Genomic DNA, 25,227 nt, shown 5'->3' on the forward strand with positions numbered 1-25,227 from the left:
GACAGCACTTCTATCTTAGGTATGTGACTGGTCATAATGGGCACATTACTCCTAACACTTAACAAGTGGGAGATCGTGTCCGGGGATTTATGGGGCCACTACACTCTCCAGTCGTTGCCGTCGCTGACCTTCTTGATCGCGTAGATGTAGTTGTCCAGTGGGTTGTATCCCATCGCATTGTAGGCATAGCCCTGCTTCTGGGAACCGATGCTGACGATGTTCAGCTCAGGAGGCGGCGATGTCAGATCGATCGTTGCAAGCTGAACTCCCGAAATCATGCCATCATTTTCGTCAATGAACGTTTCAGCGACGAAAATGCGGTTGTCACAGTTCGGAAAAGGGACCTGTTGCCCGGCAAAATTAATGGGTGGCTGCAAGTTCTGGGCATTCAAGGGCGGGGCCGCCCAGCTGGAATCCGACAAGCGCAATGGAAAGAGGACCGAAAAGCGTAGACCTCAGAGCGCCTGAAACCATCTCCGATCCCTTTTGATGTCGCCGTGTTTCCGTGCCTGATGGCGCATCCCAGGCAGCCCCCAGATGCCACCCGGTCCGGAAGAAGCGCATCCGGCAACGACATCAGACATGGACGTTTTTTCGCGGTTCAGCCGACGGCCTGAACCATTTCGGACCTCAGAGGTCGCAGAAATGATCCAGACCCGACGGCAGGATTGCCGCTCGCCCGACTGTCCGTCAAAGGGAGGTCTCACTTGGCGGCCACGTCAGACGCACTGATCATCACTGTCTCGATTTCCAGCCGGTACCGGTTGGAGCGGTCCCTCCAGAGTTCGGTGATCCGCTTTCTCAGCTCCGTCAGACGTTTTCCGGCGAGGCCCCGGTCAGCCGACGCCTCCAGGTACGCGATGTGCAACACCGATGGCTCTGCCGCCAGCGTATCAATGAGCTGTCCGAGACGATCTTCCCAGCTTTCCTCGAGCGCATACTCCCCGGGTCTGAATGCACTGTCGTTGACATCCAGACGTACGACGCGGCCGATGCTGGTTGCAAAGTTCAGGATCGTCGCCTTGCCCGGGGTCAGCCTTACAGTGCGGGGATTCTCGCTCAGGATCCGGTACCCCGTAGGCAGAGAACGCGGGTCGAGCTTCATCACATATGTGGAACCGACACGGGCATTCGGCAGATCCGCGCACGCCACGCTGAAGCGGCCATGCTTGTCGGTGGTCACCGAAATGCCCTGAACCGTCACCACCCGGGCGCCAGCGATACCGGGTTCGCCGTTATCGTGGTAACCATTGCGGTTCTTGTCGTCAAACACCTTGCCGATCACATCGCCGCAATCAAAGACAGGATCCGGGATCAGCTCGACTTCGCTCCTCGCGATCACTGAAACGGGCTTTTTGAGCTCACCAAGCTGAAACACCTGCGCCATATTGGTGTGTGTGCCCAGGATCGCGGTGCCGGTCGCAACCAGAACATAATCAATCCGCCTCTCCGCATTCACCTCCAGGTCGAATACCAGGGCGGTGCCCTCACGCTTCGGTTCGAACGCAATTCCGTCCACACGCGCGGAACCAGGGAGATAGGCGAAGCCCTTTGGGATGCGGTCGACGACGGAAATCGAGCCCGATGTGTCCTTCGGCTCAATGGTAATCACGTACGGAACCTGCTGACCGCGTGTCACCTGGCCGATCTGCGCGCCCTTGCTGATCATATAGCCGGGGAGTGTGGCGATGGCCGGAACCAGCAGAGGATAGGCAGTCGGCGCACGGCCAGCAGCCACATCCTGAGGGGTCAGGGCCGGCGTCACCACGACGTTCATGATGCCGTCCGTGAGACCAGCCGAGTTGCTGATGTCTTCCTCGGTCAGGTAGTAGTAGGCCACGAAAACCCCTTCCCCATTCCGCGGAATGACCTGCTGTTCCGGCGCGAATGGGGTCATGGTTCCGGTTCCCTTCTGTCCATTGAAGGTCGGACCGGCATCCTCGGGCTGAAGAACCGTCATGCTGACATTGCCCTCGTTCCTCACCAGGACACGAATCTCCAGCCGCTCGCCAGCGTCAGGCAGCTTGTTGGGCACAAGATCGTCCAGGAACGCCGTGGACTTTTTGGTGTAGAGAGCAGGCATGGGGGGCGGCAGATGGACGCTTACCGACGCCTCTTCGGATTGCATCAGAGTGCTGCCGAGCACGGCCGTCGCAACAGCCACGTTGACGACGTTCTCGTTCAGAATGTCAGCTTCGGTGAACGGATAGTTGCCGGTAAACACGAACTTTTCGCCCGGCCCCAACACCGCCAGGGAGGCGGGTTCGACCGAGGAGAGAAGCGGATCAACAATCGTGACTTCCTTGACCTCGACGCCCGTGTCATTGGTCACGGTGAAGGTATACTGAATGACCTCACCAACCTCCGGCGCCCCGATATCGTTCGCATCAATCCACTGACCGGCCTTCTCCAGCACCAGGCGCGGCCCCTTCACCACAACCGTCGACGTATTGTTGTCCGGCACCTGATCCGCAAAGTCTTCCGGAACAACCACCGAGGCCGTGTTCTCAATATCCGACATGTCAGTGGGGCTTGTCTCTATGGTCACTTGATAGGTGACTGAGACCCCTGATTGCGGAAGCGTGATGGTCGCGTTGAGATCGCCCGTGCCGCTCGCCGGGGCGCAGGTTGCCGCCGACGTTTTCGAAGTACAGGACCAGGAAGCGCTGACCGCATTGGGCGGAAGCGCGTCGACAAGCTGAATGTCCGCAGCGCCCCAGGGGCCATTGTTCTTCACGACGATCGTGAACGATACCGACTGGCCCGGCAGATATGCATCCTGAGCGGGTGTTTTCGTGACCTCGATGTCCACCGGCAGACCGAGGGGGGCGTGCAGACACTTCGCGCCGTCGGAACTGCTCATTTCAGTGCCCTTGGCAAGGAATTGCAGGCTCATCTGCGAAATGTCGCCCGATGACATGTCGATACGAACGAAATTGCCCGAGTCGGTGTCATATGCATAAACGCCATTCTTGGCCGCAAATACCGACGTGAAAGAAAGGATCTCGCCCGTGCCGGACTGGAAAGGCCCCGCAGTGACCGCGCCAAAATCATCGAGGTCAATCCGGACAATCGAGTAGTTCTGATTATTTACCTGGATCGACCAAAGCGCACCATCATAATACCCCATGTCCTGAAGGGGTACCGGCGGATTGAGCGGCTTGCTATCTACAAGCTCAACATTGTTTCCATCTATGCGATACTTGAAAAGTTTATAATCGTAATCAACAATATAGAAATTTCCTTCATCATCAAAATCAGCGACAACAGACTCAGTAAATTCACCAAGACTTTTCACATATTCTACGTTGCCGTTCCTGTAGATCCTGAGAAGGTCATGGCTATCGGCGCCATTGTTGTCCCGTTTGATTGCATAAATGAAGTTATCAATGGGATTATATCCCATTGCATTGTACGTATAGCCACCCCGGTGACTTGACGGAATAAGATCAAGCTTCAGCAAAGGAGGTTCCGTCAGGTTGATCGTGCCGAGATCAACCCCCGAGATGTCCCCGACGCCATCAAATATGTTTTCCGCTATGAAGATCCTGCCATCGCACTCAAATGGCTCCATCGCCCCGATGGGCACAATCGGCGGGTACTGGTTGTCAGCATGTACCTGCACGGGATTTGCCAGCGCAAGCAGGCAAACGCCCCACAAGAGGCGAGCAAATCCTTTCCCGTGAACATCTATCATCGAAAACCTCCTGAAAGGAAAATCAGACGCATTGCCAGCTCGGAGCGGAGGCCCCCACCGTCCGGGGATACGGTTTACCGGGAGAGCACGCCGGTCATTTCGACCTGAAAGCACAGACAGGCGCGGAAACGGTCACTGACGAGACGCCATGACTTCAGGCGACAGGCTGCCCAAGAGAATTACAAGGGATGCCAGGCACACAATTCGGGAAGAAGAGACAAGCGCCTCCAGACAGACTGACGAGATACATCCAGGAGACCCGCGCCATGACCGAGCAGAACCACCACCGCGGATACGATACGATGGTCAAAGACACTGGAAATTCGTTTCAGGGCGCCAAGTGCAGCATTTCGGCCAGGGGACCCTCTCTCACTAGGCAATCGAAAAGCGTAATCGCGCAACCCGCCTAACGGCAATATTACGGTCAGTCCTTCTCGCCTGGCACGATGACAGTCAACGACAATAGGTTTACAGAAAGGAAGCGTGCTGTCAGGAACTAACTTGAAACAAATCACTGCAGTTACAATTTAATAAGCAAATACATCATCGCTTTCTGAACTTTTCGAAAACTGTGCTTGTAATTTACGATTAAGATATCTATTTGTAACTGGCATTTGCGCTCATATTGGGCGCGCCAATTGTTTTCAAGAGAGTTTATTGCACGAGATGCATACGATTACGAAAGATGTAAACGGTAAGGTGAAGAAGACTTCCGCCAGCAACGCCGAAGATGTCTGCACAGACCTTCCCTGCACAACGTCACTGCTGGACTTCAAGCTCCGTCGCGCGCAGCTGCTCGCGTTTCAGGATTTCTCAGAAAGTCTTTCGCAGCTGAAGATCCGTCCGGCCGAGTTCTCCGTACTGGCCATGATCGCCCAGCACCCAGGCCAGAAACAAACAACAATCGCGGAGATGCTCGGCATCAAGCGGGCAAATTTCGTGTTCCTGATGGACAGCATCGAGAGCCGCGGGCTCGCCGTGCGTCACAAGGAAAAGAATGACCGTCGCTCCCATTCGCTTTACCTGACGGATGGGGCATCCGTTTTGTCAAGAAGATGACCTCGCTCTGGCAGGAGCACGAGAAGCGGCTCGTGGCCAGACTGGGCGGCAGGGACAATCTCAACCGCCTGATTGATCTGCTGGACCGTTTTCTGGCTGCGGACAATGACGGCAAGCCGGTCCGCCTGGCGGCCAACAGCAAATAAGTCCGCAGCGTCGTTATTCCTGTCCTCTTGGCGAAAAGCCGGGACGGTTACTGTAAACGAACGGTAGCCACCCGGCTTCGCATTTCAGAAATACGCGATCCATCCCGATTGAGCGCACTCGCCTGATCGCCCCACCGCCGCCCCATGAGCTGGCGGATGACCGGACGCGCCGGCGGCCGCGCTCCCGGTCTGTCCCTCTCGTATGAAGAGCCGAATAAGGCTCTGCAACCGTCCCGCAGTCAGGCGGCAGCCCTGATCCTGCTTCTGCTGGAGCCTGCGTCGATTGCTTCCGACGCGGAGATGATGCCGCTTGCACCATCAAGTGCAGCGGGGACAAGTTCCAACGCCAGGAGCCGGCGCTTCTCGAACGGACCAGGCATCACAAGATTGCCCGTCTTTTCTGCCGAAAAGCCAAAGCGGGCGTAGTATTCCGGATCGCCGACCAGAACGATTGCCGCGTGGCCGAGCACGCGAGCGCGCGCGATCGCCTCGAGCATCAGCGCGCTGCCGATGCCCTCCCCCTTCCGCTCCGGTTCCACGGCCAGAGGTCCGAGCAGCAGTGCGTCGCAACCGCCTTCACCGAGGGTTACATTCCACAGGCGCACGGTACCAACGAGCGTGTCGTCGGACGCGCGGGCGACCAGAGCCAGGCCCCGCGCCGGCAGACGGCCGCGGCGGAGCTTTTCCGACGACTTGCGCTTGCGGTTTTGCCCCATGGCGCGGTCGAGCAGCGCCTCACGAGCGGCAACGTCGCCCGGCTCCTCCTCGCCGATGACAAAGACAGGCGCAGAAACCGGGGTCCCAACAACGTCATTCCGGGCAGAGTCGACAGGGTGCGCGGCATCCATCGCCACACTCCTTTCAGCAACAGAAAACCACAGGGAAAAGGGCCTGCGGCCATAACGGCCGCAGGCAGTGGTGTGCTCAGATGACGTAAGCCTTGAGCGGCTCGAAGCCGTTGAAGGCCACCGAGGCGTAGGTGGTCGTGTAGGCGCCCGTGCCCTCGATCAGCACCTCGTCGCCGATCGTGAGCGAGACCGGCAACGGGTACATGTTCTTCTCATAGAGCACATCCGCGGAGTCGCAGGTCGGGCCGGCGATGATGCAGGGGCCGACCTCGTCGCCATCGCGCGGTGTCACCAGCGGATAGCGGATCGCCTCGTCCATGGTCTCGGCCAGGCCGCCGAACTTGCCGATGTCGAGGTACACCCAGCGGGCCTCATCGTTCTCCGACTTGCGGGAAATGAGCACGACCTCCGACTTTATGACGCCGGCATTGCCGACCATGCCACGACCCGGCTCAATGATCGTCTCGGGCATGTGGTTGCCGAAATGCTTGGACAGCGCGTCGAAGATCGCCTCGCCATAGGCCTGAGCCGTCGGCACGTCCGTGAGGTAGCGGGTCGGGAAGCCGCCGCCCATGTTCACCATGCGCAGGTTGATGCCCTCGGCCGCAAGCTTCACGAACACGCTGCGGGCGTCAGCCAGCGCGCGGTCCCAGGCAGAGAGATCCGTCTGCTGAGAGCCGACGTGGAAGGACACACCATAGGCATCAAGGCCAAGGTGGTGGGCGCGGCGCAGCACGTCGACCGCCATCTCCGGCACGCAGCCGAACTTGCGCGACAACGGCCACTCGGCGCCAGCGCCATCGGTAAGCACGCGGCAGAAGACCTGCGAGCCGGGGGCCGCGCGGGCGATCTTTTCCACCTCCTCGACGCAATCGACCGCGAAGAGGCGAACGCCCAGGTCGTAGGCGCGGGCGATGTCGCGCTCCTTCTTGATGGTGTTGCCATAGGAAATGCGGTCCGCCGTGGCGCCAGCGTCGAGCGCCATCTCGATCTCGGCGACGGAAGCGGTGTCGAAGCACGAACCGAGCGACGCCAGAAGACGAAGGATCTCCGGGGCGGGGTTCGCCTTCACGGCATAGAAAATGCGGGAATTCGGCAGCGCCTTGCGGAAGGCCTGGTAGTTGTCACGCACCACCTCCAGATCAACGACGAGGCAGGGTCCTTCCGGACGTCGGGTCGCAAGAAAGTCCAGGATGCGCTGGGTTGCCATGTCAGTTTCCCTCATCACGCGGCTTCAGCCGCAAAAAAGCTCAAGCGGACGGGCCGAAGCCCGCGGTGGACAAAGGATGCACCGGACCATCCCGACTTCCGGCGGGTGGATGACGCCGGACCGCGATCGTCATGTGTGCATTTTGAGCTTCCGCCTCGCGGCGAAAGTTCGCTCTGTCTGCCTCAGCTTTGGTAGGGAAACCCCTCCGCACTGCCGGCAATGAAGGTGTGCCTCTTTAGTAACCCCGGCTTTTGGACAACCGGCGAAACACCAGAAAGGCCCGCACCGTCGTTGCTTCAAGGTGTCCTCGATTCATCGGTTGGCCGCGAATCGACTGGAGCGGTTAGGTCCAGGTACCGTACCGTTCCCCTCACCATTATGAGGGCCGGCGGACACCCACAGGCACGTGCGACTTTGGGCAAAGGCGCATATAGGCCGTTCGCTCCTAGGGTTCAACAGGAAATTTTTCCTGTTCAGTTCTTTTTTGACCTCGATCATTCCATCCCCGGTGCAGCAGTTTCTGACAGGGATGCCGCCAGCACGCCCGCGTCCGGACCTGTCAGAGCGGAGAAATCCGTACTGTCTCGGAAGGGAGTATGCCGTTTGGGACAAGATGGGACCTCCGCCGGGCAGCAAGAGCCACGGTTGGAGTTTCATGCTATAAGCCGGTTGAATGTCGGCGGCGTTGGAACAGCAGCAGATGGACACCCTTACTCGAATGCGCGCGTTTGTGCAGGTTGTAGAGGCGGAAGGCTTCTCCGCGGCGGGGCGCAAGCTGGGCCGGTCCAAGGCGTTGCTGTCGAAATATGTGCGAGAGCTCGAGGACGAGCTGGGGGTGCTGCTCATCAACCGTACCACCCGCCGGTTCTCTCTCACCGAGGCGGGGCAGACCTATTATCAGCGCGCGGCCGAAATCTTGCGCGAGATCGACAACCTGGCGGAGACGGTCCGCGATTCGGCGGGCGACCTGAAGGGGCGGATCAAGATCACTGCTCCGCGCACGTTCGCAGACGCGGCGATCGGCCAGTCGCTGATCGACTTCGCCTCCCAGCATCCCGACATCGTGCTCGACATCAGCCTGGACGACCGGGTTGTGGACCTGGTGGAAGAAGGCTACGACCTCGCCATACGGATCACCAAGCTCGCCGACTCCGCGCTGATCGCCCGCAAGCTCGCCCCATCCCGGATTCTGCTCTGCGCTTCCCCAGCCCTGATCGAGCGGTACGGCGCTCCGAAGCATCCGCGCGAGCTGCAGAACCTTCCATGCGTGGTCGATACCAATGCGCGCTACCGCTACAGCTGGCCATTCCGGGAGCCGGACGGGGCGCACATATCGGTGCCGGTGCAGGGCCGGTTCGAGGCCAACAGTCCGCTATCGGTGCGCGCCGCAGCCATCGCCAGCATCGGCTTTGCCCTCATCCCGGATTTCATCGCACAGCCGGCCATCGACAGCGGACAGCTTGTGAGCCTGCTGGAAGACTATCTCGAAGACGGGCGCGGCATCTTCGCGGTTTTTCCCAACCGGCGCCATCTGCCGGCCCGCGTGCGTGCGCTCGTTGACTTCCTGGCGCAATGGCTGAAGCAGCATCAGCACGCCATCGGGCACTGACGACCATTTTTTGCCGCTTTCATGAAGAATTTAACCGCCAGGACAGGGACAAGCAGAACAGCATGCCCATGAGACTCATGAAATCCCCGGCGCTCTCCGGTGCGCTGCTGTTGCTCCTGCTTCCGCAGGACGGCCAGGCGCATCCCCATGTGTTTGCGGAGGCGCGGCTGGACGTGGCCGTCAACGGCGACCGTCAGGTGGAAGCGCTGAGACATGTCTGGCGGTTCGACGACGTCTTTTCCAGCACGGTGCTCGTCGAGTTCGACAAGAACAAGGACCTCAAGCTGGACGCTGACGAACTGAAGGAGGTCGGCGCGACGGTTCACGAGTCCCTGGCGGATTTCAACTATTTCCAGTTCGTCACGTCCAACGGCAAGGACGTCGAAATGGAGGCTCCGGCGGAAATACTCGCCGATTTCGCCGACAACCAGCTGATCCTGCTCTTCGAGAGCCGGCCGAAGGACAGGCTGGAGCTTGCGGGAACGACATCGTTCGGTGTGTACGATCCCACCTTCTACACGGCCATCGAGTTCACCAGGGACGATTACCTCGCGGTTCTGGACATGCCCGCGGGATGCACCAAACAGGTGATTCGGCCGGATCCCGATGAGACGATCGCGCAGAACCAGGACATGCTCACGGAAGACTTCTTCAACGACCCGACAGGCAACGACCTGAGCAAGATCATGGCCACGCGCCTGGAGGTGACATGCGGCAACTGACGGATCGTACCGCCCCAAGGCGGCGCGTGCCGCCGACGCTGGTGACTGCCGCTTTCCTGCTTGCGCTCGGATGTGCCCAGGCGCTCGCCCAGAGTTCGCTCGGCATCGGCACGGCGGAGCCTTCGGTCAACGTGAGCGGCGGGCCGTTCGCCGGCCTTTTCCAGTGGATCAATACGCAGCAGCAGGCCTTCTACCGGGAACTGACGGGCGCGCTGAAGAGCATGCGCGACGGTGGATCCGGCATGTGGGCGCTCATCGGACTGTCGTTTGCCTATGGCGTGTTCCACGCGGCGGGTCCGGGTCACGGCAAGGCCGTGATTTCCTCCTACATGCTCGCGAACGAGGTGGCGCTGCGGCGAGGCGTGGGCCTTTCCTTCGCTTCGGCGCTGATGCAGGCCATCACCGCAATCGCGGTCATCGCCGCGGTCTTCCTGTTCCTGCGCGGCACGACCATTTCCATGACCGACGCCACGCGGGCCCTGGAGACGGCGAGCTTTGCGCTGGTCGCCGCGTTCGGCGGCTGGCTGCTGTGGAAGAAGGTACGGGCGCTCATGATCTCGCGGGAACCGGTCGGCCATAGCCTTTCATCCGCGCATGTCCATGCCTGCGAGCATGACCATCAGCACAGCCATCATCACCATAACAGCGGCCATTGCGACTGCCATGAGCATGCGCACGATCACGGGCATGTTCACGGACCGGACTGCGGGTGCGGCCATTCCCACGCGCCGGACCCGGCGATGCTCTCAGGCGAGAAGCTCGACTGGAAGGCCGGCTGGTCGGCGGTGGTGGCGGTCGGCCTTAGGCCGTGTTCGGGCGCGCTGATCGTGCTCACCTTCGCCTTCCTGAATGGTCTCTGGCTCGGTGGCATCCTCTCCGTGTTCGCAATGGCGATCGGGACCGCAATCACGGTCTCGGTTCTGGCGACCCTTGCAGTCTTCGCGAAGGACCGCGCCCTTGCCCTCACGGATGGCGGGCGTTGGGGCCAGTGGGTGCACCAGGGGATAGAAATCTGCGGCGCGCTTGCCGTGCTCCTGCTGGGCCTGCTGTTGCTCGGCGCAAGCCTGACGGCCTGAGCAACCGCAGCTCCCCCGCGGCCAGGCGGAGGGAGCAGCTTCAGCAACGGACCGAAAGGAAAGGGCGGCATTTCGGCGCGGGCGCCGGGCTGCGTCCCTACCTGTCTTCGTCCTTGCGCGAGCGGATCCAGAAGATTCCGAAAAAGGCCAGCACGAACAGAGCCGCAAAGGCGAAGGCCACGTAGACGGAGACGCTGCCGAGCGCCTGCATGATCGCCGGCATGAAATAGAACCCCACGCCGAAGACCAGGATGATGACGGCGGCGGCGATGGCGTTGCGCTGTTGCTCACTCATTTTCGGACAAACGACTCCTGATGGCCTGCAGGCTTTCCCGCTGCTGGCCTTCCCTATCGAAATTCTCCTCCGAAAGCCAAGCCTCATTCGCGGCGCGGATGAGAGGCCACTCGCGGTCGATGATCGAGAACCAGGCCGTGTCGCGGTTCTCGCCCTTCACCACCATGTGCTGGCGGAACAGGCCCTCGTAGGAGAAACCGAAACGCAGAGCGGCGCGCTTCGACGGTTCGTTGCGGTCGTTGCACTTCCACTCCAGCCGGCGATAGCCCAGGCGGTCGAAGATCAGCGAGGCGATCAAATGGAAGGCCTCTGTGGCAAGCCGGGTGCGTGCGAAGCCCGTCGCCCAATAGATGCTGCCGATCTCCGCCACGCCGCTGCCCGTGTCGATGCGCATGATGGCCTGGCGTCCGCCGATCCGGCCCGTGGCCTTCTCCACGAGAACGAAGAAGAGCGGATCCTGCGAGCGGGCAGCCTTTTCCAGCCAGGGCTGGAAATCCTCGCGCGAGCGCGGTGGATAATCATGGAGGTAGCGGAAGCGTTCAGCCGCCTCCTCGGTCGACGATACGGCATAAAGGCCGTCGCCATGACGGTCGGGATCAAGCGGCTCCAACCGAACATAGCGGCCCACCAGCGTCTCCCTCGGCGGGAATGGCCTTGCCACCCAAGCGCTCAGATCTTCCGACACTCGCATCCTCCAGACCTCAAAAACTTCCGCGCGACCATGCGCGGGCTAAACGCATTTGGCAATGCCTTTCCTGCCGGCGCCGTGTCGAGCCATCAGGCACGCGCGGCAGTGGACAAGTGGCGCGTGGCCGAACAGCGCCACAGAACCGTCAAGACCCATTCCACATTGACCGAAGTTCCCGTAAGACAGTTCCACACTCGCCAAGGAGCCGACGATGAAGAAGAAAACCGAGACACTGCTTGCGCTTCTCAACGGCCAGCCGGTCATTCCCGTCCTGAAGATCGACGATCTTGCCCAGGCGGTTCCCCTTGCGCGTGCGCTGGTGAACGGCGGCCTACCGGCAATCGAGATCACATTGCGGACGCCGGTGGCGCTGGAGGCCCTGCGTGCCGTCAGCCGGGAGGTGCCGGAGGCCATCGTCGGCGCGGGAACGATCCTTTCGGGCGAAGACTTCAACAACGCAGTGGCGGCAGGGGCGAAGTTCATCGTCTCCCCTGGTTCGACCGCCGAGCTGCTCGATACAGCGGACAGATCCGACGTGCCCTTCCTTCCAGGCGCGGCGACACCGAGCGAGATCATGGCACTGAAGGCGCGCGGCTACGAGATCCTCAAGTTCTTCCCTGCCGAACAGTCGGGCGGCGCGCCGTTCCTGAAGGCGCTCGCCTCGCCGCTTGCGGGCGTGCGCTTCTGCCCCACGGGCGGCATCTCGCTGAAGAACGCGGGTGACTATCTAACCCTGCCGAACGTGATCTGCGTCGGCGGATCCTGGGTTGCGCCGGATGCGGATCTGAAGAACGGAAACTGGACCCGCATCGAGGAACTGGCACGCGAAGCGGCGGGGCTCCGCAAGGGCTGAGGCGAACGGATCAACCGGGCCCGGGCGTAACGGCCGGAGACACCGGGCCAGAATTCAGTCAAAGGCAGATACCTAAGACAGAAGCGGCGCCCCGGAGGCGCCGCCTCTGTTTTGATAACCGGATAACGGTCGGCTTACTGGAACTTGGCGATCGCCATGAACTCCACGGCCTTGCCGGAGAAGCGGCGCGGATCCGCATTGTTCCCGTGCGTGAAACCCATGGTGTAGACGGCGGTCGGAGCCTCGGCCAGACGCGGCGAGTAGGCCGGCTGCTCGATCTGGCGCTTGGCACGGGCCACGGAGACCTGCTCCAGCAGAACCTCGGGAATCTTGGCCGTCACCGGCTTGACGTGCGGCTTGGGCGCCTTGGGAAGATCCTGAGCGCTCGGACGGCCGCCCTTCGGCGCAACCTTCGGCGAAGTGGCAAGCGGACGGGCCAGCTGCTTGGCTTCCGTCAGAGCCTGCGCGGCAGAAGCGGCAACGGGCGCGCTGCTGGCGGCCAGCTGAACGGGAGCTTCGCTCGCATAGGCAGCCAGGACAACATCCTCGACCGACTCAGCCTGCTTGGCCTCGGCCAAGGCCGGTGCGGCACCCTGCTGGCCAGCCAAAAGGTTGGCAATGGCATCAACCGTCGAGGGCGCGTCCGGACGGCGCGACGGCATCGCGTAAGCAACGGTGGGCAGACCGATGTCGCCGGTGTCCACAGATGCCACAAGAACCTCATCCGCAGGCGCAGCCACGGGGGCGCTGGCCGGACGCGGCATCGGCAGCGGCACATTGGCAGCCGCGAGCAGGGCCGCAACTTCATCCGTATCCGGAGCAGCCGGGGCAGCGGCCACCGCGGCAGCCTCAGGCTGAGCGGAACGGCGCGGAGCCGCCTGCGGCAACGGAATCGTGGCAGGCAAGGCAGCCAGAACCGCGGCCTGCGCGCCCGGAGCCGGAGGCTGGATGACTTGCGGCGCGGCCTGGGCGGGTTCCTGCGACTGGACAGCAGCCATCTGGCGCGCCAGCGGCGAAGGAGCCGGAAGCGGCGCAGTCGACGGCAGGGCCGCCACGTCCTGGGTCACAGGCGGCACAGGCGCAGCCGCAACAGCCGGAGCCGCAGCAGGCGCGGCTGCAGCCGCCGGAGCCTGCCGGCGCGCAGGCGCCGCGGTCGCGACCTGAACGCTTGCCGCATCGGCGAGATCATCAGCCTCCTCCTGGCCGCCGCCAAACAGGAACGCGAGCAGGCCGCCGCGACGGCGCTTGTTCTGGGTCGTGTCGTCGGCAACCATGATCGGAACGTCGCTACCGCGGCGCTTCAGTTCGGCGAGCGCCTGCTGGTAGCCGGGCATCGGCTTGCCGTCAGCCGGGATGTGAACGGTCTTGCCGTCCGGGAAAACCTGGGCGAGCTCCTGGCGGCTCAAGCGCGGCCAATGGCGCACGCTGCCGACGTCCAGGTGCACGAAGGGAGAACCGGAGCGCGGATAATAGCCCACGCCGCCAACCTGCATCTTCAGGCCAAGATTCCGCAGGGTAACGAGCTTCACATCCGGCAGATAAAAGTCGATCGCCTTGCCGCGCATGTGCAGGCTGTTCTCTGCCACACTCTTGGAGCGGGAACGGAGCATCTTGTTCGTCGCGGGAGCGCGATAGGCGGAAAGGACGTGGATGTACTCGCGGGAACCGGAGGCGCGATAAACCTCCCAGAGCAGGTCCATCAGGCGCGGGTCCATATTCGTGGACTCGCCGCGGCGCCAGTCACGCAGGAAGCGGTTCAGCTGGTCAAGCCCGCTCTTGATGTAGCGCCCATCCTTCTTGAAGGTGATCTCTGCCCGCTCCTTCGTATGCACGAAATAGAGCTTCAGGGTGCGGGTCTCCGCCCTGGCACCGGACAAAGTCGCAAAAACTACCGCCAACCCAAGAACAAGGCCGGCTGCCACATGGCGAAAGCCCATGAATCCCCTCTCCGACTGGCGAAATCCCACATCATCGTTTGTCAAAATGCGGCCTTATTGGCTGGAGTTGTCCCCACGAGAAAACCCTCGCGTCGCACTTCAAAGTCTCAACCATAATGGTTAATTGAAACTTATTGAAGCAAAATTGCATCTAGACCGTGGCAAGAAAGTGACGGACCCAGTTTAGAATGTCTTATGGTGAACAGTTTGTAAACGCTGGAAAATCCCCACCGAATCGACCGCCCGCACACCGCATCAAGCGTCCTCTCCGACCGCTCTCTCAGCCACGTTAATCCCCAATTCCTTCAGCTTGCGGTACAGGGTGGAACGGCCAATTCCAAGCCTGCGGGCCACCTCGCTCATCTGCGCCCCGTAATGGTCGATGGCGATTCGGATGAGCTCATGCTCCAGCTCCTGGAGCGTGCGGACATGGCCTTCCTCGTTCAACACGGCGATGAAGTTCTGAGGCCGGGGAGACGCCGGAGGCTGCGGATTGACGGCCTGGTCGACCTCGGGAGTGCCGGGTTCCTCCGTCGGTATCGGCCCCTCCGCCTGGGCCTGGATCTGCGGAAACTCGTGAACGGACAGCACGCTGCGCTCGCTCAGGACGATGGCCCGGAAAATCGCATTCTCAAGCTCTCGCACGTTGCCCGGCCAGTCATAGGCGGACAGCAGCTGCAGGGCCGCCGGGGTGATGCCAGTGACACTGCTCGGAAGCGTCTCGGCAAAGCGCTCGATGAGATTCCGCACGATGATCGGAATGTCCTCCTTGCGCTCCCTCAGCGGCGGCACGCGGATCGGAAATACGTTCAGGCGATAGAAGAGATCCTCGCGGAAACGGCCCCGCAGCACCTCCTCCATCAGATCCTGGTTCGTCGCGGAAATCAGCCTGATGTCGACCTTCACCGGGCATTTCGCACCGATCGGCTCGACCTCGCCCTCCTGCACCGAACGCAGCAGCTTCACCTGAACGTTCGCGGGCAGATCGGCGATGTCGTCGAGGAAAAGGGTGCCGCCGTCGGCTTCCACGAACTTGCCGACATGGCGTTCCGTGGCGCCGGGGAACGCCCCCTTCTCATGGCCGAACAAAATGCTTTCGACCATGTTTTCCGGAATGGCGCCGCAGTTGACGGTGACGAAAGGCTTGCGGCTGCGCCGCCCGGCGCGGTGGATCGCGCGGGCGATCAGTTCCTTGCCCACACCCGACTCGCCTTCGATCAGAACCGGAATGTCAGAGGCGGCCGCCTTGCGCGCGAGGTTCAGCGTCTTCTGCATCACCGGACTTTTCGTTTCGATACTGTCCAGCGAAATGTTGCGGACGCGCCGAACGCGTTTCCGTTCGAGAGCCTCTACCTTCAGCGCTCCGTTCAGGGCTTCGGCCAGCCGCTCGGGCGACACCGGCTTGACCACGAAGTCGAAGGCTCCCGTGCGCATGGCTGCCACGGCCGTCTCGACGGCGCTGCTGGCGGTCTGCACGATCACCGGAACGCGGATGCCCTGCCGACGCCAGCGCCGCATGACCTCCATGCCGTCGAGCCCCGGCATGACAAGATCGAGAACAATTGCCCGCAGGTCGGACAGGTCGCCTTCCGTCAGCCTCAGGGCGGCCTCACCATCTTCCGCGAGAACGGTGGCGAAACCGAGTTTCTCCACCATGGCTTCAAGGAGGCGCCGTTGTGTGGGATCGTCATCTACAATCAGAACCTGGTCAGACATCGGGGCGATTGCCATTCACTCTACAGGCACCAAAATGCCTCACTACCTTGGCACATTATCGCCATGACTTTAAACCCACTTCGACAAACGGACGGATGAGTCCTTGCACACTCGGCTGATACGGGAGATTTCAATGGGTCCAGGGTATACGAGAAGCCAGGCAAGCGCGGGCGGCGCGGCAAACGGACAGGATCTCGGCCAACTGCCGACCTGGAACCTTGACGATCTCTATCCGGGCATGGACAGCCCGGAGCTGCGCGGAGACCTGGAACGCGCGGTTCGCGATGCCGCTGCATTCGAGGAGCGCTGGAAAGGCCGCCTGTCGGAAGAGGCTGCGAAAGGCGCGAACGGCAGGCTCGGCGCGGCGGTGCAGGAGTACGAGGCACTGTCGGAACTGTGCGGCAGGCTCGCCTCCTACGGCGGTCTGCTCTACAGCGGCAACACCGCGGATCCCGCGATCGCGAAGTTCTTCGGCGATCTTCAGCAGACGCTCACCGAGATCAGTACCCGCACGATCTTCTTCCCCCTGGAACTCAACCTGATCGAAGAAGACCTTCTCGAGAAGGCGCTGGCTGAAGATCCTGCCTTCGGTCACTATCGGCCCTGGGTGCTCGACCTCAGGAAGGACAAGCCCTACCAGCTGGAAGACAGGCTGGAACAGCTGTTCCAGGAAACCTCGCTGACCGGAGCGGCGGCCTGGAACCGCCTGTTCGACGAGACCATGGCAACGCTCCGGTTCAACGTGGATGGAGAAGAGCTGCCGCTTGAGCCGACGCTCAACCTGATGCAGAGCCCGGACCCCGAGGTGCGGCGCAAGGGCGCAGAGGCCCTTTCCACCACGCTCCAGGCCAATGTCCGCCTGTTCACGCTCATCACGAACACGCTTGCCAAGGACAAGGAAATTTCCGACCGCTGGCGCGGCTTCAAGGATGTCGCCGATTCCCGGCATCTCGCGAACCGGGTGGAACGCGAAGTGGTCGAAGCGCTGGTTGCAGCGGTGCGCGAGGCGTTTCCGCGCGTCTCGCACCGTTACTATGCGATGAAGGCAAAGTGGCTGGGCATGGACAAGCTCAACCACTGGGACAGGAACGCGCCGCTGCCCGAAACGCCGCAGGCCACCGTCACCTGGGAAGAGGCGAAGGAGACGGTGCTGTCCGCCTATCATGCCTTTTCGCCGAAGATGGCGGAGATCGCCCGCCAATTCTTCGACAGGCGCTGGATCGACGCACCGGTGCGACCCGGCAAGTCGCCGGGAGCCTTCGCCCACCCGACGGTGCCGTCGGTGCATCCATACGTCCTGCTCAACTATCTCGGCAAACCGCGCGACGTGATGACTCTTGCCCATGAGCTGGGTCACGGCGTCCACCAGGTGCTGGCCGGGGAGCAGGGCATGCTGATGAGCCAGACGCCGCTCACGCTTGCCGAAACCGCATCCGTGTTCGGCGAAATGCTGACCTTCCGCTCCATGCTGGACAGGACCGCAAGCCGGGCTGAGCGCAAGGCGATGCTGGCGCAGAAGGTGGAGGACATGATCAACACCGTGGTTCGCCAGATCGCCTTCTACGAGTTCGAGCGCAAGGTCCACACCGAACGCCGGAAGGGAGAGCTCACCGCAGAGCAACTCGGCGAGCTCTGGATGTCGGTGCAGCAGGACAGCCTGGGCCCGGCAGTGGCCCTCCACCCCGGATACGAGGTCTTCTGGGCCTACATCCCCCACTTCATCCACTCGCCGTTCTACGTCTACGCATATGCGTTCGGCGACTGCCTGGTGAACTCGCTCTATGCGGTCTACCAGTCCGGCGATCCGGATTTCGAGGCCAAGTACCTCGATCTGCTCCGGGCCGGCGGCACCAAGCATCATTCCGAACTGCTGGCGCCGTTCGGGCTGAATGCGAGCGATCCGGCGTTCTGGCGGAAGGGCCTCGCGATGATCGAATCGCTCATCGATGAACTGGCGGCGATTGACGGCCAGTCCGGCTGACGGAAGCGCGGTTGCGCCACGACCCGCTGGCAGAGCATCCGGGGCGGCACCACAGGAACATCGAGGATGACACCGTTGCTCCCGGTGCGGTGAAGGCCACCCGAGCGGGTGGGGCCCCGCCCAGCGACCGGAGCTTTTCCGGCCAATGGCGAGCCCTTGCGACCGGAACACGGGCCGGGAAACATTACGCCTCCCCGTTGGAAGCAAGGGCAACGTTGCAGCAGGCAAACGGGGTGGTCCGGCATAGCAAGAGCGCGCCGGATCATGGCATTTACGCAACATTCAACAGCGCTAAATGTTGCCAACGGTCCGAAACGCTTGATTTTTAGTAAAGACAAGGGCGTATGAGACTATGAGCAACCCCAGGAGACCCCGATGACGCTATCGTTCAAGCACGCCTCCGCCCTGGCATTGGCCTCCACCCTGGCAATTGCCGGGTGCGTCTCCGCCCCGCAGGCACCGTACGGCTCGGGCCGCGGTCCAGCCGCTTCCAGCTTTGTTGACGGCCAATGGACCGACCAGGGGGGTATCGCCATCTCGACCTTCTCCGGCGGCGCATTCCAGTCCGTGGCCACCGACACCGGCAACAAGGTGTCCGAGGGCACCTACCGCGTGACCGGAAACGGCACGGTCGAAATCTCGATGACTTCGCTGATCCGGCAGACCCAGTCGCGCATCAACTGCGCACTCGTGACGCCGACGCAGCTGAACTGCACCAATGACAGCGGCCAGCAGTTCTCCCTGATCCGCCGCGGATAACACACCTTCCGCGCGGTTATGGCGTTTCCCGCGCGACGTGCACCGGCGCGTCGCGCGCATTCTCGTTTTCCGGGACCCTGCGGCCTCTGGCATCATTGAAATTCGCACCAGACTGTCTAGGTAGCAGCCAGCAAGGAGCAGCAGTCATGATGCAGGGTATGGTTTCGGTTCTTACGGCAGAGGGTTCACAGGCTGAGGCTCCGATGAAGGCATCCCCCAAGCGGAAAACAGGCGTCCTGCTCGTCAACCTTGGAACGCCGGACGGGACCGACTACTGGCCAATGCGCCGGTATCTCAACGAGTTCCTGTCCGACCGGCGGGTGATCGAGTGGCCGCGCGCCATCTGGCAGCCCATCCTGCAGGGCATCGTGCTTTCGACGCGCCCGAAGAAGTCCGGAGCCGCCTATGCCTCCATCTGGAACACGGAACGCAACGAATCGCCACTGCGCACCTTCACGCGCGAGCAGGCTGAGAAACTGGCGGTGTCGCTCGGCGAATACGACCATGTCGTGGTCGACTGGGCAATGCGCTATGGAAACCCCTCCATCGAGGCGGTGACAAAGAAACTGCTGGCGCAGGGTTGCGAGCGGGTCGTCATGTTCCCGCTCTATCCACAGTATTCGGCGACCACGACCGCCACGGTGAACGACAAGTTCTTCGAGGCGCTGATGAAGCTGCGCCACCAGCCAGCCATCCGCATTGTCCCGGATTACCACAACGAGCCGGTCTATATCGACGCGCTGGCGACTTCGATCAAGCGGCACCTCGACAAGACGGGCATGGATCCGGAGGTGGTGATCGCCTCCTATCACGGCATTCCTCAGAGCTACGACCGCAAGGGCGATCCGTACCAGAAGCAATGCCTGGAAACGACGCGGCTGCTGCGCGAGCGCCTTGGCTGGGATGAGAAAAAGCTCATTTCCTGCTTCCAGTCGCGATTCGGTCCGGAAGAATGGCTTCAGCCCTACACGGACAAGACCGTGGAGAAGCTGGCGAAGGAAGGCGTGAAATCCATCGCGGTGTTCAACCCCGGCTTCGTCGCCGACTGTCTGGAAACGCTCGAGGAAATTGCCGTCGAGGCCGCGCACATCTTCAAGTCGGCGGGCGGCGAGCATTTCACCCACATTCCCTGCCTCAACGCTTCCGACGAAGGCATGGCCGTCATCGAGACAATGGTCCGGCGGGAACTTCAGGGCTGGGTCTGACGGCCGGCTCCGTTCGATCACATCACCGTAACGCCCCATACGCAACACCCAAGAGTTGTGATACGAGCATAAGGGGGAGGTCAAAGGGAGGCCTCTTCAACGCTTGCATCACAACACACGGTCTGGAGTTGAAATGGGCTTTTCCGGTTTTGACATTCTCATCCCTGTGCTGGTCGTTCTGGTCATCGTGGCGCTGTTCGCCGGCGCCAAGACTGTACCGCAGGGATATGCCTACACGGTGGAGCGGTTCGGACGGTACACCCGCACGCTGACACCTGGCCTCAACATCATCATCCCGTTCATCGACCGCATTGGCGCGCGCATGAACATGATGGAACAGGTGCTCGACGTGCCGACGCAGGAGGTCATCACCCGCGACAACGCCACTGTCGCCGTCGACGGCGTGGCCTTCTACCAGGTGCTGAATGCCGCACAGGCAGCCTATCAGGTCGCCGATCTCGAGACCGCGATCCTCAACCTCACCATGACAAACATCCGCTCGGTCATGGGCTCGATGGATCTGGACGAGCTCCTGTCCAACCGCGACGCCATCAACGAGCGCCTGCTCAGGATCGTCGATGAAGCCGCGCATCCGTGGGGCATCAAGGTTACCCGCGTCGAAATTAAGGACATCAACCCGCCGGAAAACCTTGTGGAATCCATGGCACGCCAGATGATGGCTGAGCGCAACAAGCGCGCGCAGATCCTGGAGGCCGAGGGACGCAAGCAGGCGCAGATCCTCGAAGCCGAGGGCCGCCGCGAGGCAGCATTCCGCGACGCGGAGGCCCGCGAACGCCAGGCTGAGGCGGAAGCGAAGGCGACACAGATGGTGTCGGAGGCGATCGCCGCCGGCGACGTGCAGGCGATCAACTATTTCGTGGCGCAGAAGTACACCGAGGCGCTGGCAACCATCGGCTCGTCCAGCAACAACAAGATCGTGCTCATGCCGATCGAGGCGGCTTCACTGATCGGTTCGCTCGGCGGCATCGGCGCGATCGCCAAGGAAGTGTTCGGCTCAGGCGACGAGGCAACGCAGCAGCCGCGCCGCCACACTTCGGCACGTCCGCCGGTAACGCGCCCGTCCCAGGAATAGGATGCCGGCATGATCCTCGGATTTATCGCTGACCTGGGAGCATGGAGCTGGCTGCTGCTCGGCGCCATCCTGCTCCTGCTGGAAATCCTCGTCCCCGGCGTCTTCCTGCTATGGATCGGACTGGCCGCACTTGTTACCGGCCTTGTGTCGCTCCAGCTCTGGTCGCTCGACATCTGGACATGGCAGGTACAGGTGGTGGTGTTCCTGGTGTTCTCGGTGGTCATGGTGATCGCCGGCAAGCGCTGGAGCGACCGCGCGGCGGCCCGGGATTCCGACGAGCCGCTGCTAAACATGCGCGCGGCGCAGCTCATCGGCCGGACGGCCGTTCTCGCCGAGCCGATCCGTGAAGGCCGCGGCCGCATCCGGCTGGACGACACGGTCTGGCGGGTGAGCGGGCCGGACCTGCCCGCCGGATCACGGGTCAAGGTCGTATCGGTTCAAGGCACGGAGCTGCACGTGGAGGCGGCTTAGGCCGACGTTCCCCACTCCCTTGAGCCACGAGGGGCGAGCCGCAAACGTCGTGGCCGCCCCTCTGCTTCCACGAGCTGACCGTAAGGCAAGTTGCGAGTATCGGACTGATGGAAAGCGGCCGGTCAGGCCGCGCCGATTCGCAGCAGGTCGTGCAGGTGCACGATGCCGACGGGCCTGCCATCATCCACCACCATCAGCGTGGTGATGGACGAGGAATTGATGATCTGCAGGGCCGCGGCGGCCATGATCGTCGGCGCAACCGTCTTCGGGTTCGGCGTCATGACCTCTTCCACCGTCAGGGACAGGAGCTTCTCGCTCATGTGCCGCCGCAGGTCGCCGTCGGTGATGATGCCGACGAGCCTGCGGTCGCCATCGACTATGCCGACGCAGCCGAAGCCCTTGCGCGACATTTCAAGGATGGCGTCGCCCATCGGTGTCCCCACCGAGACCAGCGGCACCTCGTCGCCCGTGTGCATCACGTCGCTGATGCGGCGCAGGTTCGCACCAAGCTGTCCGCCAGGGTGGAAGACGCGGAAATTGTCCGGCGTGAAGCCGCGTGCCTCCAGAAGGGCGACCGCGAGCGCATCGCCAATCACCAGCTGCAGCAGCGTGGAGGTCGTGGGCGCCAGGTTGTGCGGGCAGGCCTCGCGAACCCTCGGCAGCCCCAGCACGATGTCGGACTCCCGCGCGAGCGCCGAGTTTACGCCCGCCGTGATGGCAATCAGCGGAATCGAGAAACGGCGCGCATAGGCAACGATGCCCTTCAGCTCAACGCTTTCGCCCGACCAACTCAACGCGATGATGACATCATCGGGAGTGATCATGCCAAGGTCGCCGTGATTGGCTTCCACCGGGTGGACGAAGAAGGACGGCGTGCCGGTGGACGACAGCGAGGCCGCAATCTTGGAGCCGATGTGGCCGCTCTTGCCGATGCCGGTCACGATCACCCGGCCGGAAATTCCCGAAATCAGTTCGACGGCCCGAGAGAAGGGCTCCGCCAGGCCGTTGTTCAGCGCGTGTTCCAGCGCGGCCAGGGCTTCCTTCTCGGCTTCCAGGGTTCGGGCGGCTGACGCGATGGCGGCCGCGGGATCTGCTTTGATCGGTTTCTTGAACATCTTCACGCGATTAACGCTTTGGCGGCGTCCTGTCACGCCCTTCACAGGCGGCCGGCCGGGTTATCCATCAATCTTGTATTAACCATAGCCATTTACTGATCAGTTACCGAGGCGCAGTCGGCGCTGACAGGGTGGTCGCAGTATATGGCGTTTCGAGGTTATTGGAGCGGCGTTTCAGTCTTCTGTCTCCTGACCGTAGCTGGCCTTCTGCCATCTACGCCATCTTCCTATGGCCAAACTTTGGAACTGCGCGGGACAATCGACGAATCCGCCGTCCTGCCCGGCCTGGTGCCGCCCGAGCCCGACCCGATCGAGACCGGCGCAATCGGCGGCGGTCCCTACGAACCTTTCAGTTCCGGCGCGCTGTGGCCAGATGAGGAACTCGCCGCCGATCACAGCATCGACCTGTCGGGCGACCGGCCGGCGCGGCGAAACAACGAGCCTGATACGCAGGTCACCCCTTCCCTTTCCAGTGATTCAGCAACTGCCGGATCGCGCATGAACACGCGCGCGGAGCCCACGGAGCCGGTGACGGGGCGGCAGAATCCCCGCGCGGCGGCGCTCCAGGGCGGAATGTTGCGACGGGACGACGACCCCCATGCACCGATCGGCTTGCGCGCGGGCACATTCAATCTCTTTCCCTCACTGGAACAGGGTGTCACGGCCTCGACCAACGGCACCAGCAGCCCGGGCGGACGGAGCGCGACCTTCTCCGAAACCACACTGCGCCTGAGCGCCAGTTCCGACTGGTCGCGCCATGCGCTCGACTTCAACGGCAACCTCACTTACGAAGGCGCACTTTCCGGCGATGCGGAGTCGGAACTCAAGGGCAATGCAGAAGTAGCCCTGAGAGTCGACATTTCCCGGTCGGTCACCGGCCACGCGAGCATCGCCTATTTGGCGGAGCGCGAGTCTTTCAACTCCCCCCACGCCGTGGCGGGCGTGGACAAGCAGCCACTTCAGCACGAAATCACCGGCACGGCGGCGATCGAGAAGAGTCTCGGGCCGCTGCGGCTCACCGCGGGCGGCCGAATCGTCCGCGAGACCTTCGGGCCGGCCCGGCTCGACGACGGCACGACGTTCCCTCAGTCCGACCGCAATTCTACGCTGGCGCTGGCGACACTGCGGGCAGGCTACGAACTGTCGCCGACGCTGGTACCCTTCGTCGAAATCGAAGGCGGACGGCGCAACTATGATCAGAAAACCGACAGCGCCGGCTACAAGCGCTCCTCCCGCCGTTATGGCGCACGGGCCGGTGTGCAGTTCGACCGGGGTGAAAAGCTCAGGGGAGAAATCTCGGCCGGCTGGATCGCCGAGGACTTTGACGACGACCGGCTGCGCAGGCTCGCGGGCCTGGCGCTTGCCGCCTCGATCCAGTGGTCGCCCATTCGCGGCACGAACGTCTTCTTCGACGCGTCCACCAACCTGGAGGACGGCAGCGGCGGCGACAGCGGATCGCTGCGCTATCTCGCTAGTCTCCGGGTCGAGCGGCAGATGCGGGCCAACCTCACCGGCAGCCTCGAATTCGGAGGTGCATGGCGGGACTACGAGGCGGGAGGCCACGACCTGACCCTGCATGGCGAGGCAAGCCTCGCCTGGTGGCTGAACCGGTACGCGGCGCTAGTCACTCGCCTGCGCTACGAACGGCAGACAAGCAGCGACCCGTCACGGGAATACGACGGGACGAGCATCTATGTCGGCATGAAGCTGCAACGGTAATGGTTGCGCGACCCCGGGCGGGAGCAAGGGGCCGCTACACCGGCTTCTCTGCTACGAGGTCATGCTTTGACAAGCTTGGCATGAGGAAGGCGAGAAAACAAGAGCGGCGCGGGTGAAGCCCCGCGCCGCAGAACCGTCAGAGCTTGCCCGCGATTTCGCGGAGCGCGCGTTCCAGATGCGGCCGCATTTCCCCATTCTGCAAGGCAAACGCGAGATTGGCGAGAACAAAACCTTCCGGCGAGCCGCAGTCATAGGTGTTGCCGCGGAAGATATGAGCATAGAAGGGCTGTTCCCGATGCAGGCGGAGCATGGCGTCGGTAAGCTGGATCTCGTCGCCCGCACCCTTCTCCTGATGCTCCAGGAGATCGAAGATCTCGGGCTGCAGGATGTAGCGGCCCGCGATATAGAAGTTCGACGGCGCGGTACCGGGCTTCGGTTTTTCCACCATCGAGGTGATCCGGAAGCCCGTGTGCAGGTCCTCGCCGCGGCCGACGATGCCGTACTTGTAGGTCTCCGATGGATCGCACTCCTCGACGGCAAGGACGTTACCGCCGGTCTGCTCGTAGAACTCGACCATTTCCTTCAGGCACCCCCGCTCGGACTGCATGATCATGTCCGGCAGCAGCAGCGCGAAGGGCTCGTTGCCCACCAGCTCGCGCGCGCACCAGACGGCGTGGCCGAGGCCCAGAGGCACCTGCTGGCGCGTGTAGCTGGTCTGCCCTGGCTTGGGCTGCATGGCCTCTAGACGCTCAAGAATGTCCAGCTTTCCGCGCCGGCGGAGCGTCTCGTACAGCTCGACCTGAACGTCGAAATGATCTTCGATGGCATGCTTGTTGCGGCCAGTCACGAAGATGAAATGCTCGATGCCCGCCTCACGCGCCTCATCGACAACATACTGAATGACGGGCCTGTCCACGACCGTCAGCATTTCCTTGGGCAATGCCTTGGTCGCCGGCAAGAAGCGTGTTCCCAGGCCCGCAACAGGGAAAACGGCCTTACGGATTTTTCTCATCAACAACCCCTCTAGA

At 62.2% G+C, this 25,227-nt stretch carries 22 protein-coding genes; 12 read left to right on the plus strand and 10 right to left on the minus strand.

Features of this window, described 5'->3' with window-relative positions; genetic code table 11:
- Positions 1 to 98 precede the first annotated feature (98 nt).
- Together ABD906_RS06925 and ABD906_RS06930 are read right to left on the minus strand one after the other, a co-directional pair.
- Positions 99 to 278: a DUF6923 family protein gene (locus ABD906_RS06925; protein WP_345098775.1), complete on the minus strand. Its 180-nt coding sequence runs from the start codon at positions 276 to 278 to the stop codon at positions 99 to 101.
- A 425-nt stretch (positions 279 to 703) separates the two neighbouring features.
- On the minus strand, positions 704 to 3,697 hold the full coding sequence (locus tag ABD906_RS06930; protein ID WP_345098776.1) for a DUF6923 family protein: 2,994 nt from the start codon (positions 3,695 to 3,697) through the stop codon (positions 704 to 706).
- A 666-nt stretch (positions 3,698 to 4,363) separates the two neighbouring features.
- On the opposite strand from ABD906_RS06930, the gene ABD906_RS06935 reads away from it, so the two are divergent.
- Positions 4,364 to 4,756 carry a MarR family winged helix-turn-helix transcriptional regulator gene (locus ABD906_RS06935; RefSeq protein ID WP_345098860.1) on the plus strand — a complete coding sequence of 131 codons (393 nt, stop codon included), beginning with the start codon at positions 4,364 to 4,366 and terminating at the stop codon, positions 4,754 to 4,756.
- The gene (locus ABD906_RS06940) at positions 4,753 to 4,902 is read left to right on the plus strand and encodes a hypothetical protein (RefSeq protein ID WP_345098777.1); all 150 of its coding nucleotides are present in this window, start codon (positions 4,753 to 4,755) and stop codon (positions 4,900 to 4,902) included. The genes ABD906_RS06935 and ABD906_RS06940 overlap by 4 nt, the downstream gene beginning before the upstream one ends.
- Before the next feature lie 239 nt (positions 4,903 to 5,141).
- Here the strand turns inward: ABD906_RS06940 and ABD906_RS06945 are convergent, their stop codons facing one another.
- The gene (locus ABD906_RS06945; protein ID WP_345098778.1) at positions 5,142 to 5,750 is read right to left on the minus strand and encodes a GNAT family N-acetyltransferase; all 609 of its coding nucleotides are present in this window, start codon (positions 5,748 to 5,750) and stop codon (positions 5,142 to 5,144) included.
- Positions 5,751 to 5,826: 76 nt separating this feature from the next.
- Complete coding sequence (gene odc2 / locus ABD906_RS06950; protein ID WP_345098779.1) at positions 5,827 to 6,960, minus strand: ornithine/lysine decarboxylase; 1,134 nt, start codon at positions 6,958 to 6,960, stop codon at positions 5,827 to 5,829.
- Between the two features lie 700 nt (positions 6,961 to 7,660).
- On the opposite strand from odc2, the gene ABD906_RS06955 reads away from it, so the two are divergent.
- The 3 genes from ABD906_RS06955 (at position 7,661) to ABD906_RS06965 (ending at position 10,367) form a co-directional block, all read left to right on the plus strand.
- The gene (locus tag ABD906_RS06955) at positions 7,661 to 8,569 is read left to right on the plus strand and encodes a LysR family transcriptional regulator (protein ID WP_345098780.1); all 909 of its coding nucleotides are present in this window, start codon (positions 7,661 to 7,663) and stop codon (positions 8,567 to 8,569) included.
- A gap of 68 nt (positions 8,570 to 8,637) precedes the next feature.
- Positions 8,638 to 9,291 carry a DUF1007 family protein gene (locus ABD906_RS06960; RefSeq protein WP_378188021.1) on the plus strand — a complete coding sequence of 218 codons (654 nt, stop codon included), beginning with the start codon at positions 8,638 to 8,640 and terminating at the stop codon, positions 9,289 to 9,291.
- On the plus strand, positions 9,279 to 10,367 hold the full coding sequence (locus ABD906_RS06965) for a nickel/cobalt transporter (protein ID WP_345098781.1): 1,089 nt from the start codon (positions 9,279 to 9,281) through the stop codon (positions 10,365 to 10,367). Before ABD906_RS06960 ends, ABD906_RS06965 begins: the two co-directional genes overlap by 13 nt.
- A gap of 97 nt (positions 10,368 to 10,464) precedes the next feature.
- On the opposite strand, the gene ABD906_RS06970 is transcribed toward ABD906_RS06965, so the two are convergent.
- A complete protein-coding gene (locus ABD906_RS06970) occupies positions 10,465 to 10,662 on the minus strand; it encodes a hypothetical protein (protein WP_345098782.1) in 198 nt (65 codons plus the stop codon).
- The gene (locus ABD906_RS06975) at positions 10,655 to 11,347 is read right to left on the minus strand and encodes a GNAT family N-acetyltransferase (RefSeq protein ID WP_345098783.1); all 693 of its coding nucleotides are present in this window, start codon (positions 11,345 to 11,347) and stop codon (positions 10,655 to 10,657) included. Before ABD906_RS06975 ends, ABD906_RS06970 begins: the two co-directional genes overlap by 8 nt.
- 214 nt (positions 11,348 to 11,561) lie before the next feature.
- Between ABD906_RS06975 and ABD906_RS06980 the strand changes: the two genes are divergently transcribed.
- Complete coding sequence (locus tag ABD906_RS06980; protein WP_345098784.1) at positions 11,562 to 12,203, plus strand: 2-dehydro-3-deoxy-phosphogluconate aldolase; 642 nt, start codon at positions 11,562 to 11,564, stop codon at positions 12,201 to 12,203.
- A 134-nt stretch (positions 12,204 to 12,337) separates the two neighbouring features.
- On the opposite strand, the gene ABD906_RS06985 is transcribed toward ABD906_RS06980, so the two are convergent.
- On the minus strand, positions 12,338 to 14,140 hold the full coding sequence (locus tag ABD906_RS06985) for a peptidoglycan L,D-endopeptidase MepK (RefSeq protein WP_345098785.1): 1,803 nt from the start codon (positions 14,138 to 14,140) through the stop codon (positions 12,338 to 12,340).
- A gap of 255 nt (positions 14,141 to 14,395) precedes the next feature.
- On the minus strand, positions 14,396 to 15,856 hold the full coding sequence (locus tag ABD906_RS06990) for a sigma-54-dependent transcriptional regulator (protein WP_345098786.1): 1,461 nt from the start codon (positions 15,854 to 15,856) through the stop codon (positions 14,396 to 14,398).
- Positions 15,857 to 15,989: 133 nt separating this feature from the next.
- Here ABD906_RS06990 and ABD906_RS06995 point away from each other — a divergent pair, with 133 nt between their 5' ends.
- From ABD906_RS06995 to ABD906_RS07015, 5 genes are all read left to right on the plus strand, one after another.
- Positions 15,990 to 17,837 (plus strand): M3 family oligoendopeptidase, encoded by a 1,848-nt coding sequence (locus ABD906_RS06995; RefSeq protein WP_345098787.1) that lies wholly within the window; start codon positions 15,990 to 15,992, stop codon positions 17,835 to 17,837.
- Between the two features lie 375 nt (positions 17,838 to 18,212).
- Positions 18,213 to 18,596 (plus strand): outer membrane lipoprotein Omp10, encoded by a 384-nt coding sequence (gene omp10 / locus ABD906_RS07000; RefSeq protein WP_345098788.1) that lies wholly within the window; start codon positions 18,213 to 18,215, stop codon positions 18,594 to 18,596.
- Between the two features lie 203 nt (positions 18,597 to 18,799).
- Positions 18,800 to 19,801, plus strand: coding sequence for a ferrochelatase (gene hemH, locus ABD906_RS07005; protein ID WP_378188008.1), 1,002 nt, complete (start codon positions 18,800 to 18,802; stop codon positions 19,799 to 19,801).
- A 133-nt stretch (positions 19,802 to 19,934) separates the two neighbouring features.
- Positions 19,935 to 20,894 (plus strand): SPFH domain-containing protein, encoded by a 960-nt coding sequence (locus ABD906_RS07010; protein ID WP_345098789.1) that lies wholly within the window; start codon positions 19,935 to 19,937, stop codon positions 20,892 to 20,894.
- A 9-nt stretch (positions 20,895 to 20,903) separates the two neighbouring features.
- A complete protein-coding gene (locus tag ABD906_RS07015) occupies positions 20,904 to 21,365 on the plus strand; it encodes an NfeD family protein (protein WP_345098790.1) in 462 nt (153 codons plus the stop codon).
- Between the two features lie 122 nt (positions 21,366 to 21,487).
- Here ABD906_RS07015 and ABD906_RS07020 read toward each other — a convergent pair whose 3' ends face one another.
- A complete protein-coding gene (locus ABD906_RS07020; RefSeq protein ID WP_345098863.1) occupies positions 21,488 to 22,480 on the minus strand; it encodes a KpsF/GutQ family sugar-phosphate isomerase in 993 nt (330 codons plus the stop codon).
- Positions 22,481 to 22,720: 240 nt separating this feature from the next.
- Here ABD906_RS07020 and ABD906_RS07025 point away from each other — a divergent pair, with 240 nt between their 5' ends.
- Entirely contained in the window at positions 22,721 to 24,199 is a 1,479-nt protein-coding gene (locus ABD906_RS07025; protein ID WP_345098791.1) for an outer membrane beta-barrel protein, read from the plus strand.
- Between the two features lie 136 nt (positions 24,200 to 24,335).
- Here the strand turns inward: ABD906_RS07025 and galU are convergent, their stop codons facing one another.
- On the minus strand, positions 24,336 to 25,211 hold the full coding sequence (gene galU, locus ABD906_RS07030; RefSeq protein WP_345098792.1) for a UTP--glucose-1-phosphate uridylyltransferase GalU: 876 nt from the start codon (positions 25,209 to 25,211) through the stop codon (positions 24,336 to 24,338).
- Between the last annotated feature and the right edge of the window lie 16 nt (positions 25,212 to 25,227).

It is taken from the genome of Chelativorans composti (assembly GCF_039541695.1).
GTDB lineage: Bacteria > Pseudomonadota > Alphaproteobacteria > Rhizobiales > Rhizobiaceae > Chelativorans > Chelativorans composti.

Coding starts and splice junctions, on each gene's coding strand:
- ABD906_RS06965 (WP_345098781.1), top strand. CDS start 9,279: ATGCGGCAACTGACGGATCGTACCGCCCCAAGGCGGCGCGTGCCGCCG.
- galU (WP_345098792.1), bottom strand. CDS start 25,211: ATGAGAAAAATCCGTAAGGCCGTTTTCCCTGTTGCGGGCCTGGGAACA.
- omp10 (WP_345098788.1), top strand. CDS start 18,213: ATGACGCTATCGTTCAAGCACGCCTCCGCCCTGGCATTGGCCTCCACC.
- ABD906_RS07010 (WP_345098789.1), top strand. CDS start 19,935: ATGGGCTTTTCCGGTTTTGACATTCTCATCCCTGTGCTGGTCGTTCTG.
- ABD906_RS06990 (WP_345098786.1), bottom strand. CDS start 15,856: ATGTCTGACCAGGTTCTGATTGTAGATGACGATCCCACACAACGGCGC.
- odc2 (WP_345098779.1), bottom strand. CDS start 6,960: ATGGCAACCCAGCGCATCCTGGACTTTCTTGCGACCCGACGTCCGGAA.
- ABD906_RS06995 (WP_345098787.1), top strand. CDS start 15,990: ATGGGTCCAGGGTATACGAGAAGCCAGGCAAGCGCGGGCGGCGCGGCA.
- ABD906_RS07020 (WP_345098863.1), bottom strand. CDS start 22,480: ATGTTCAAGAAACCGATCAAAGCAGATCCCGCGGCCGCCATCGCGTCA.
- ABD906_RS06970 (WP_345098782.1), bottom strand. CDS start 10,662: ATGAGTGAGCAACAGCGCAACGCCATCGCCGCCGCCGTCATCATCCTG.
- ABD906_RS06930 (WP_345098776.1), bottom strand. CDS start 3,697: ATGATAGATGTTCACGGGAAAGGATTTGCTCGCCTCTTGTGGGGCGTT.
- ABD906_RS07015 (WP_345098790.1), top strand. CDS start 20,904: ATGATCCTCGGATTTATCGCTGACCTGGGAGCATGGAGCTGGCTGCTG.
- ABD906_RS06935 (WP_345098860.1), top strand. CDS start 4,364: ATGCATACGATTACGAAAGATGTAAACGGTAAGGTGAAGAAGACTTCC.
- ABD906_RS06940 (WP_345098777.1), top strand. CDS start 4,753: ATGACCTCGCTCTGGCAGGAGCACGAGAAGCGGCTCGTGGCCAGACTG.
- ABD906_RS06985 (WP_345098785.1), bottom strand. CDS start 14,140: ATGGGCTTTCGCCATGTGGCAGCCGGCCTTGTTCTTGGGTTGGCGGTA.
- ABD906_RS06945 (WP_345098778.1), bottom strand. CDS start 5,750: ATGGATGCCGCGCACCCTGTCGACTCTGCCCGGAATGACGTTGTTGGG.
- ABD906_RS06980 (WP_345098784.1), top strand. CDS start 11,562: ATGAAGAAGAAAACCGAGACACTGCTTGCGCTTCTCAACGGCCAGCCG.
- ABD906_RS06955 (WP_345098780.1), top strand. CDS start 7,661: ATGGACACCCTTACTCGAATGCGCGCGTTTGTGCAGGTTGTAGAGGCG.
- hemH (WP_378188008.1), top strand. CDS start 18,800: ATGAAGGCATCCCCCAAGCGGAAAACAGGCGTCCTGCTCGTCAACCTT.
- ABD906_RS06925 (WP_345098775.1), bottom strand. CDS start 278: ATGATTTCGGGAGTTCAGCTTGCAACGATCGATCTGACATCGCCGCCT.
- ABD906_RS06960 (WP_378188021.1), top strand. CDS start 8,638: ATGAGACTCATGAAATCCCCGGCGCTCTCCGGTGCGCTGCTGTTGCTC.